Source organism: Methylobacterium sp. A49B, from assembly GCF_053346215.1.
In genome coordinates, this window is the sequence record NZ_JBKFBO010000087.1 from 1 (window position 1) to 7,574 (window position 7,574).

The 7,574-nt window shown below is 63.4% G+C and carries 14 protein-coding genes; 7 read left to right on the plus strand and 7 right to left on the minus strand.

The window, feature by feature from the left end; genetic code table 11:
- Window positions 1-424, minus strand: a 424-nt coding sequence (locus tag ACLBX9_RS12160; protein WP_447719097.1) for a hypothetical protein, incomplete at its 3' end; no start/stop codon positions are given.
- A 65-nt stretch (window positions 425-489) separates the two neighbouring features.
- Between ACLBX9_RS12160 and ACLBX9_RS12165 the strand changes: the two genes are divergently transcribed.
- The gene (locus ACLBX9_RS12165; protein ID WP_447719103.1) at window positions 490-690 is read left to right on the plus strand and encodes a hypothetical protein; all 201 of its coding nucleotides are present in this window, start codon (window positions 490-492) and stop codon (window positions 688-690) included.
- A 684-nt stretch (window positions 691-1,374) separates the two neighbouring features.
- On the opposite strand, the gene ACLBX9_RS12170 is transcribed toward ACLBX9_RS12165, so the two are convergent.
- The 3 genes from ACLBX9_RS12170 to ACLBX9_RS12180 all read right to left on the minus strand — a co-directional run bounded on the left by ACLBX9_RS12170 (window position 1,375) and on the right by ACLBX9_RS12180 (window position 2,502).
- On the minus strand, window positions 1,375-1,641 hold the full coding sequence (locus tag ACLBX9_RS12170; RefSeq protein WP_447719104.1) for a hypothetical protein: 267 nt from the start codon (window positions 1,639-1,641) through the stop codon (window positions 1,375-1,377).
- Window positions 1,642-1,715: 74 nt separating this feature from the next.
- The gene (locus ACLBX9_RS12175; protein ID WP_447719105.1) at window positions 1,716-1,859 is read right to left on the minus strand and encodes a hypothetical protein; all 144 of its coding nucleotides are present in this window, start codon (window positions 1,857-1,859) and stop codon (window positions 1,716-1,718) included.
- 88 nt (window positions 1,860-1,947) lie between these two features.
- Window positions 1,948-2,502: a PAS domain-containing protein gene (locus tag ACLBX9_RS12180; protein WP_447719106.1), complete on the minus strand. Its 555-nt coding sequence runs from the start codon at window positions 2,500-2,502 to the stop codon at window positions 1,948-1,950.
- Window positions 2,503-2,969: 467 nt separating this feature from the next.
- Here ACLBX9_RS12180 and ACLBX9_RS12185 point away from each other — a divergent pair, with 467 nt between their 5' ends.
- Together ACLBX9_RS12185 and ACLBX9_RS12190 are read left to right on the plus strand one after the other, a co-directional pair.
- A complete protein-coding gene (locus tag ACLBX9_RS12185) occupies window positions 2,970-3,152 on the plus strand; it encodes a hypothetical protein (protein ID WP_447719107.1) in 183 nt (60 codons plus the stop codon).
- 75 nt (window positions 3,153-3,227) lie between these two features.
- A complete protein-coding gene (locus ACLBX9_RS12190; RefSeq protein WP_447719108.1) occupies window positions 3,228-3,797 on the plus strand; it encodes a peptidase S14 in 570 nt (189 codons plus the stop codon).
- A 68-nt stretch (window positions 3,798-3,865) separates the two neighbouring features.
- Here the strand turns inward: ACLBX9_RS12190 and ACLBX9_RS12195 are convergent, their stop codons facing one another.
- Complete coding sequence (locus ACLBX9_RS12195; RefSeq protein WP_447719114.1) at window positions 3,866-4,048, minus strand: ribosome modulation factor; 183 nt, start codon at window positions 4,046-4,048, stop codon at window positions 3,866-3,868.
- 233 nt (window positions 4,049-4,281) lie between these two features.
- Between ACLBX9_RS12195 and ACLBX9_RS12200 the strand changes: the two genes are divergently transcribed.
- The 3 genes from ACLBX9_RS12200 (at window position 4,282) to ACLBX9_RS12210 (ending at window position 6,088) form a co-directional block, all read left to right on the plus strand.
- Window positions 4,282-4,863: a hypothetical protein gene (locus ACLBX9_RS12200; protein WP_447719109.1), complete on the plus strand. Its 582-nt coding sequence runs from the start codon at window positions 4,282-4,284 to the stop codon at window positions 4,861-4,863.
- A 350-nt stretch (window positions 4,864-5,213) separates the two neighbouring features.
- Window positions 5,214-5,585: a hypothetical protein gene (locus ACLBX9_RS12205; protein WP_447719110.1), complete on the plus strand. Its 372-nt coding sequence runs from the start codon at window positions 5,214-5,216 to the stop codon at window positions 5,583-5,585.
- 29 nt (window positions 5,586-5,614) lie between these two features.
- The gene (locus ACLBX9_RS12210) at window positions 5,615-6,088 is read left to right on the plus strand and encodes a tellurite resistance TerB family protein (RefSeq protein WP_447719111.1); all 474 of its coding nucleotides are present in this window, start codon (window positions 5,615-5,617) and stop codon (window positions 6,086-6,088) included.
- Between the two features lie 229 nt (window positions 6,089-6,317).
- Here ACLBX9_RS12210 and ACLBX9_RS12215 read toward each other — a convergent pair whose 3' ends face one another.
- Window positions 6,318-6,488, minus strand: a complete 171-nt coding sequence (locus tag ACLBX9_RS12215; protein ID WP_447719112.1) for a DUF3606 domain-containing protein — start codon at window positions 6,486-6,488, stop codon at window positions 6,318-6,320.
- Window positions 6,489-6,896: 408 nt separating this feature from the next.
- On the opposite strand from ACLBX9_RS12215, the gene ACLBX9_RS12220 reads away from it, so the two are divergent.
- Complete coding sequence (locus ACLBX9_RS12220) at window positions 6,897-7,079, plus strand: hypothetical protein (protein ID WP_447719113.1); 183 nt, start codon at window positions 6,897-6,899, stop codon at window positions 7,077-7,079.
- Between the two features lie 29 nt (window positions 7,080-7,108).
- On the opposite strand, the gene ACLBX9_RS12225 is transcribed toward ACLBX9_RS12220, so the two are convergent.
- On the minus strand, window positions 7,109-7,534 hold the full coding sequence (locus tag ACLBX9_RS12225; RefSeq protein ID WP_447719097.1) for a hypothetical protein: 426 nt from the start codon (window positions 7,532-7,534) through the stop codon (window positions 7,109-7,111).
- Window positions 7,535-7,574: the final 40 nt, after the last annotated feature.

Consider the following 7,574-nt stretch of genomic DNA (forward strand, 5'->3'; position numbering starts at 1 on the left):
AGGCGTAGGGCCCACCGAACAGGTCGCCCAGCGCCTTCCGCCTGAACAGTGTGCGCCAGCGCCGCCTCCGATGCTCCGGGCGGTCGTGGATCATGTGGCAGCGCTGGCAGAAGGCCGCGAGGTTAGCGTCCGCATTGTTCGAGGTGTCGTGATCCCGATGAGCCGTAGCCAGGACGACCTGTGTGTGGCGTACGCGGCGGAGAATGTCGGCTTCCACTCCTAACCGGGTCCGCCGGCCCCAGCCATCACGCCACCGACTAGCTTCAGCGTCCCACCAGCGACCGTCGCCGAGGTGGTGGACCGTCCGCCCGTGCGGCCGTCCGCAGCCCTCGCAGCAGCCTCTCGCCCGGCCGAACCGGATCACGGCTGAGAGCTGCGCCCAGTCGATCGGATAGAAGAAGCGGTGCTCGGGCCGGATCGGCATGATGACGGCACTCTGCCATCTGTCGAGTTGAAAGCGTAGCAGCAGGACGCTGCTATGAGTGGCAGATGGAGCTGTCCGACCTTGAGTTCTGGGTTTTCGTCGCGGTGGCGCTACCGGGCCTGCTTCTGCCGGTCATCATCGTCTGGTGGAAGGGTCGACCTATCGTTCCGATCGCCCTGCTCAGCTTCGTCTACTGGCCAGGCGCGCTGATCTTAGCTTTCAGGCTGCGCTGCTCTGCTGAACGCAAGAGGCCCGCACCTGACTGAACAGGCACGGGCCTCTGCGCGACAATACCTGCAAAGTCATGCGATGCCAGGGAATGGATCGCAGTGCCCTGCCGGCGATCGGGTGCTGAAAACCGGTCGCTGCTGAGGCTCTACCTCGATTAGGTGAACACCCCGTCAATGCGGTCATTGCGAGAGCTACCGCATGCCCAGCAACATCGGTCGCCACGACGGTCATTCTGTCGCACAGCACAGATCTCACCCTGGACCTGTTGACCCCGAAACCACCCGGGAGTCGTGCGATTGTCCCTGTCTTTGGTCGTCATGCTCGTGGCAGCTGTCGGCGCCATCGCGCTCACCGTCGCCGCCCTTCCCGCGCTGGATCGGTTCATCCGGTGGTAATCGGAATTGCTGAAACTTTGTCGCCATCTTTCAGTTGGTTGCGTGCAATCTATTGGGAGATCGGCGCCGTGGGGTTTGTCGTGATGGCCGCTGGCGTAGTTGGAGCCGGTGCGACGCTCGCCTTCATGATGCCGCGTCTCGACTCGTTCTTTTCCTGGTGATGCTTCGTTAACTACCTAGCCCCAGCATTCCTGTAGCGACCGGCCGTGTGCCGGGCGCCGGCAGAGCAGCACTGGGCGCGATCACGCTTAGTCTCGGTGCGGCCTCGCCGGCGCAGTCGCGCTGATCATCGAACGGCCAAGGCAGATAACCGCCTCAGTTTTCTCATCCGCCGCCATCTCCACCGCCGCAACTTCCGTCACCACTGGAGAAGCCGCCGTCTGAGCAATTGCTGCCCCCGTGACCAACGGACGAGGCGGTGTCGGACGACGAGTTCGAAGAGCCGCTATTCCAGTCCACCTCCCCACCGCTGCCGTAGGTGTACCCGACTTCGCGGCGCCGCTCTCGGCTCAGCAAGTTGAAGAAGCTGGCGATCAGCGCGATCGCCGCGATGACGAAGACCGCCGTCTCGATCGACTGCTTCATGTCCATCGGAACCTCCGTCGGTTCGTCGATTAGAGCAGTATAGCACACTTCCGTTCCGCCCCTGGCGGGCGTCAGCCGCCTCAGCTGATCGCCCAGAATAGCGGCAGCGCGCCCGCCAGGAACAAGGCTGAGGAGACGAGCACTGCAAGGCGCTCGCGATGATACAGGACGAAGGCGTGGGGGATGGCGAGCATGGCAGAGCCGGGTCGGAGAAGGAGCCTCACGCTCACCTCGAAAACTTGACGGATCGGAGGCTTCCGATGCCATCCACAGGCAGTCGCCGACGTGTGTTTCCGCCGCGCCACAGGCGCGTCAGTGGAAGCGGTCGTCCGCATCGGGCGAGGTCATGCTCCGCGCCAGCAGCGTACCTGCCATCAGCAGCGCCTGCCGTAACACCGGCAGCATCTCCTTGGGCACGTCCTCCTCGATGAGGCTGTGAGCCATCAGCAGATGATTAGCCACGAGTTCTAACGCCGAATTGGAAGTAGTCGCGGGGTGCGCAGGTGGCGGGACGTAGCGCGCGAGCGTGCCGTAGGCGGCGAGTGGCTCCGAACCGCTCACGGCGATCTCGGTAAGCGAACTGAGATACCCGAGGAAGGTATGGTCGGGCGGTCCGAATGAAGGGACGGCGCCACCGGCGACCCAAGCGTAGATCCCGTCAGCTCGGCGCAGACGATGGCGGAAGCTGTACTTACACTGCCGGTCACGCGCATTGCGCAGGAAATTGACCGCGATCTCACGATCATCCGGATGAACGGCATCGAGCCACCCATGTCGGGTGGTCGAGGCAGCATCCCTCCCCGTGAACGAGCACCAATTCAGGCTGACGTAAGTTACCTCGCCGTCTGGTGCTGTGACGAAGATCATACGGAACGCTCCCCGGCTTTGGTCACCCCCAGACGCTAAAGCTTAGGCGTTGGTCCGCAATCAATGACCTGCTTGCTGTCGGCGATACTAGTATATTCCCACCAGTGCCAACGGTTCCGAAATGTGTTGATGAGCAGCAGAGTTACCTTCGCAGGCTCAAGATTTTTTGGTCACTATGACGAGTACAAATGTCAGGAAGCAAATTAGACTTCGCCAAATTGCTGAGGCACTCGATGTACCAATAGATCGGTTTTTCGACGATGCACCGCTTAAGAGGGCTGATCTAAGCTCGGATGAATGCCTACGCTTGTGGTCCATGATCGTGACAGAGGACGGAAAGCAACAAGCCCTGGAGGCTCTGCGGGAGATAGCGGCCACCGAACGGTACTGAGCGCTCACGAAGTGCTGTCGCCACCCGATATCCACCCCGCTACACGCCGTAGCTTGAGTGCGGCGCTGGGGTCCGGATGAGCGATGTCGTGACCGCTCTCCTCCTGTCCTTGTCGGCTGAGAACGCCGAGCTGCGCGAGCAACTGGCCTCTGCTCAGGACATGCTCGTAGAAACCGCGATCGACGCCGGTCACCTTCACGCCCTCGTCGAGGCCATGAGGATCGAGCGAGACGCAGGCGGGATGCTGCGTTTTCGATGAGCTCAAGCTTCCTATGGTACGCCGCATGCAGGCGCCGCTGAACTCGTCTTCGTTCCAGTCCTCTCGTAGCGAACCATGACCCTACCGTCTCTCGCCGCCTCGGCCTTCAAGACGCCTGCCGTTCTGCTATCTGGGCCGGTCGATTACGACATGTACAAAGATTTTCGGCGTCAACTTACGCAAGCCGGCGAACGTGAATTGGTCGTGATTGAACTGTCCACTCTAGGTGGTGATCCGGAAGTGGCAAGGATGATGGGCGAAGATATCCGGTATCACAGCGAGATGGAGCCACACCACCGATTTGTCTTCCTCGGCAAGGCAGCAATCTACTCGGCAGGCACCACCTTCATGAGCTTTTTCGCCCGGCCGAACCGGTACCTGACCCGGGGAACGCGGCTCATGATCCACGAGCGTAAGCTGGATAAGAAGCTTCATATCCAGGGCCCGCTCACCACCTGCGGCGCTGCGCTCAAGGCGACGCTGAACGAGATTGAGGCGTCCATCACCATCCAGAACGAGGGTTTCGAGAACCTCATCCGCGGCTCATCTGTGACGATGGAGGAGGTGCTGCAACGGGCTCCGGAGAACTGGTACATTGAGGCCGAGAAGGCGAAGTCGCTCGGGCTGATTGAAGCCGTTATGTGATGGCGCACGCGCGCGGCGGCGCGTAATCGGTAGCTGACACGCAGCATCAATTCTTATCAATTGCTGCTTCAGGCATCGGCTTCCGGTAAATCTGGGCCGTCCTCTGCGGGCGTGCCGTCATACCCTTCGAGCCACGCCGCCCGCTCGACCGAGCCCGCTGGATAGGGACAGGCATCCTTCGGTCGGCCGACCGCACGGGCATGAGCCCCTTCTGCGATCGGTTCGACGGATGGGGGTTGGCGGGTGTCCATCAGCGCCAATCCTTCAGGATGCTCGGCGTCGCTCGTTGCGCCATAGCGCGACCGCAACACGCCGGGCTTCGTAGCTGCGTCGCAGCGGCGTGCCGAGGCTACCCTGTCCTTCTGGAGCGTACCCGTAAACCAGTACCCCATCCGGCCCGTAGGTCCGGCGCATCTCTTCACGCCAGAGCCGATCCGCGGACGCAAGGGCGGCTTCCGTCACAGCCAAGCGGGTGAGGTCCGGCATGGTCATCAGAAACTCCGTGCGTCCGCCGATCAACGCGGGGGGCGAGCTGCTGGTTCTGGCACGCCCGTCCGGGCACTGGATTGGATCGTCTCGTGAAAGGCTGCGTTGTCCGCTCTGTCGCCGACAGACGATCGCGGCATCGGTCTTCGTAATCCTCCGGCAGCACAGCACCCTCATGCCCTCGATAGCATCACGGCTCGTGCTGCTTCTCGCGCTCACGCTGCCCAGCGTGGCTCGGGCGGAGACCACGCCCCTGAACGTGCCAATCCTGATGCGTGGCTCGATCGGCGACGACGCCTGTCCAGAGAAGGGGCGTGTGATCGAGGTGGGGTCGAAATCCGAGAATTTCCTGTCGGTACAGAGTGGGCCTGGCGAAGCGCCTTTCCGCGAGATCGGACGCCTGCACGACGGTGACATGGTCGTGATCTGCGAGAAGCTCGGGCCGTGGCTGGGCGTCGTCTACGGAGCCGCCCTGCTTGGCTGCCAGACGACGATCTTCGTGCCCGTTGAGCAGGCGTACACCGGCCCGTGCGAGCACGGCTGGGTTATGGCTCGTAACGTCGGCATCGATCCGAAATGATGGCAGCCCTCTCGCCGGAACGATGCGAAAGGCTTCGCTAACACTGCGTCGCCACGCTGGCGCGTATGTCGAAGCGTACCGCCCGTGCCCTCCAAGCCTGCCTATGGGTCGCCACCCTGATCCTGTGCTGCTTCTCCGCAGCCATGCTGGTCGAGGCGAATAGACCCAAGACGGAGGATCGTCAGCTCGTCGGTGATCCAGCCATGACGGGATCGATCGGGCGCATGCGCTGGTGCGGCGCTGCCTCATGGTGCCGATGATCTTTTCACAAAGTGAAAGGCGGCTTGCCGCCGATAGAAATCGTTAACCACCGGCTCCGAACCTGCGAGGGTAAACCCGCAGGTATCCTCGTGACCCAAGCCCGCCTGATCACCGCCGAAGATTTTACAGATGATTGCCCGGTGCCGCTCGGGCTCGTGACGCGCCTCACCAGGGCCGAGCCTGCCACGCTGACTGATCTCCTCGACGGTATCCCGGAGGCGACCCGGGCGAGGCTCGCCGTCTGGCTCTACGGCCGCAGCCACACCCATCAGATCGGCATCCGCGTCGCCGCCACCTGCGAGGGCGCGACTCTGCGCCGAGCTGCGGGCCTGGTCGGCAACGTCCTCTACGACTTGTCGCGCCGGCCCTACGTGGCGCCGAACCACGGCATGCATGGCGGGAGCGGGCGGCGACAGGTCAGCCTGGGTGGGTCCCGAGTCTCAGTTCACGCCTTCGTATAGCTGTCGACGTTCATCAGCGGCACATCGGCATGCCCTTCGTACAAGACCTCCTCACTCGCTTCCGTCAGACGGTCGCCGCCTATGCCGGCGACGAGGCGCTGATGCAGGCTGGTGTCTCAGCAGCAGCCAACGTCATCGTCGCCGACGGTGAGGTCGCGGGTGAGGAGTTCGAGACCGCCCTGACCGGTGTGATGGCCAGCCCGATCCTGGAGAAGGGTTACGACGTCCTGATGCTGGAGGAGGCTCTGTACGAGGCGATCGGCCGGGCGCGTACCCGAGCAGGGCGGGCGGACAACCTGCGCCGGATCGCGGCGATCGCCGGACGGCCGGCGGAGCAGCGCGAGGGCGTGTTCCTCGTAGCAGCCGATGTAGCTGATCATGATGGCATCGCTGAGATCGAGCACGTCGCGCTGGCTGAGATCGCCACGGCCTTGCTCGTCGATAAAACACGCCTGCTAGGGGCGGTGCCAATTCGCTCTAAGCGACTACAGTCGCCGGCGTAGGCTCGTCCTCCGTCAGCGTAACGATCAGCTGCCAAAGCGCCTGGTGCTCTGGGCCACCACGGTCAGCAGCGAGGAAGGCGGAGAGACCGATCTCGGTGACGTGGCTTCCCGAGGCAGGATTGGCCTCGTGCCGGACGAAGCTTCGGCCATCACCGGTATCGCGCAACAGGACCCACCGATCGCCGCTCGAGCTGACGTGGATTACCCGGCCCATGTCGACCTCGCTCGGTCAGCGGGCGGAATGACCGAGGTAGGCGGCGACGCTGGTGACGCGGGAACCGACCATCCGCACGGCCTTGCGCAGACGATCCTCGGTGACCCCGAAGTGCATCGCCCAGTGCTCGCGAGCGGCGCGGTCGAACATGTCGATGTGGGCCTTGTCGTGTAGCTCGGTCGGCATGACTGGATCCGTGGTATCCTGGCCCCGCCAGGAGTCCGGCTTCCAACTCTGAAGCGCCCCCTTGGTTGCAGCCCTATCTAAGCAATTCACCGCATCCTCAGGCCGGTGGTTTACCGGGTGGTTTGAGCAGCGGCCTGCGGCTGTAAAGTCACAGTTAGCTATCGCAGAGGGTCGGCCGGAACGTCGAGCTTGACCGTTTGTTCTGCCGATATGGAACACTATCGATCCACACTCGCCACCACGGCGATTGCTGCCCTCGGGCTGTTCGTGGCTGCCCACGTCCTGCATCCAGGTAACTATGAGCGATCGGATCGCAGAACGCGGGTCATCACAGTGGCTGCTGGCGCACCTTCTACACCGACCATCTGGACCGACCCACCGCGGAAGCTGCACGGCAGCGAGCCTGCCATGCTGATGGCGGACAGCGCGACGCTGCTGGCGCACCATGCAACGGTGTCTCCGCCGCCGGGCGCCCGGACGGTACCGAGACTATCGGGCAAGCTGGTGCCGTCAGTTCCGCAAGGGAGGGCTGCCGAAGGTGACCCGATCGGCGACCTGATCCGCGATTTGGATCTCGGTCGAAGCAGCTGACGTTCAAGCCAGCTTCTAAAGCCGCGATCCTAGGCGTAGGGCCCACCGAACAGGTCGCCCAGCGCCTTCCGCCTGAACAGTGTGCGCCAGCGCCGCCTCCGATGCTCCGGGCGGTCGTGGATCATGTGGCAGCGCTGGCAGAAGGCCGCGAGGTTAGCGTCCGCATTGTTCGAGGTGTCGTGATCCCGATGAGCCGTAGCCAGGACGACCTGTGTGTGGCGTACGCGGCGGAGAATGTCGGCTTCCACTCCTAACCGGGTCCGCCGGCCCCAGCCATCACGCCACCGACTAGCTTCAGCGTCCCACCAGCGACCGTCGCCGAGGTGGTGGACCGTCCGCCCGTGCGGCCGTCCGCAGCCCTCGCAGCAGCCTCTCGCCCGGCCGAACCGGATCACGGCTGAGAGCTGCGCCCAGTCGATCGGATAGAAGAAGCGGTGCTCGGGCCGGATCGGCATGATGACGGCACTCTGCCATCTGTCGAGTTGAAAGCGTAGC

Excerpts from the sequence above, each read along its gene's own strand:
- ACLBX9_RS12165 (WP_447719103.1), top strand. The coding sequence starts at position 490 with ATGGAGCTGTCCGACCTTGAGTTCTGGGTTTTCGTCGCGGTGGCGCTA.
- ACLBX9_RS12170 (WP_447719104.1), bottom strand. The coding sequence starts at position 1,641 with ATGGACATGAAGCAGTCGATCGAGACGGCGGTCTTCGTCATCGCGGCG.
- ACLBX9_RS12180 (WP_447719106.1), bottom strand. The coding sequence starts at position 2,502 with ATGATCTTCGTCACAGCACCAGACGGCGAGGTAACTTACGTCAGCCTG.
- ACLBX9_RS12185 (WP_447719107.1), top strand. The coding sequence starts at position 2,970 with ATGAGCGATGTCGTGACCGCTCTCCTCCTGTCCTTGTCGGCTGAGAAC.
- ACLBX9_RS12190 (WP_447719108.1), top strand. The coding sequence starts at position 3,228 with ATGACCCTACCGTCTCTCGCCGCCTCGGCCTTCAAGACGCCTGCCGTT.
- ACLBX9_RS12195 (WP_447719114.1), bottom strand. The coding sequence starts at position 4,048 with ATGGACACCCGCCAACCCCCATCCGTCGAACCGATCGCAGAAGGGGCT.
- ACLBX9_RS12200 (WP_447719109.1), top strand. The coding sequence starts at position 4,282 with ATGGTCATCAGAAACTCCGTGCGTCCGCCGATCAACGCGGGGGGCGAG.
- ACLBX9_RS12210 (WP_447719111.1), top strand. The coding sequence starts at position 5,615 with ATGCCCTTCGTACAAGACCTCCTCACTCGCTTCCGTCAGACGGTCGCC.
- ACLBX9_RS12215 (WP_447719112.1), bottom strand. The coding sequence starts at position 6,488 with ATGCCGACCGAGCTACACGACAAGGCCCACATCGACATGTTCGACCGC.
- ACLBX9_RS12220 (WP_447719113.1), top strand. The coding sequence starts at position 6,897 with ATGCTGATGGCGGACAGCGCGACGCTGCTGGCGCACCATGCAACGGTG.
- ACLBX9_RS12225 (WP_447719097.1), bottom strand. The coding sequence starts at position 7,534 with ATGCCGATCCGGCCCGAGCACCGCTTCTTCTATCCGATCGACTGGGCG.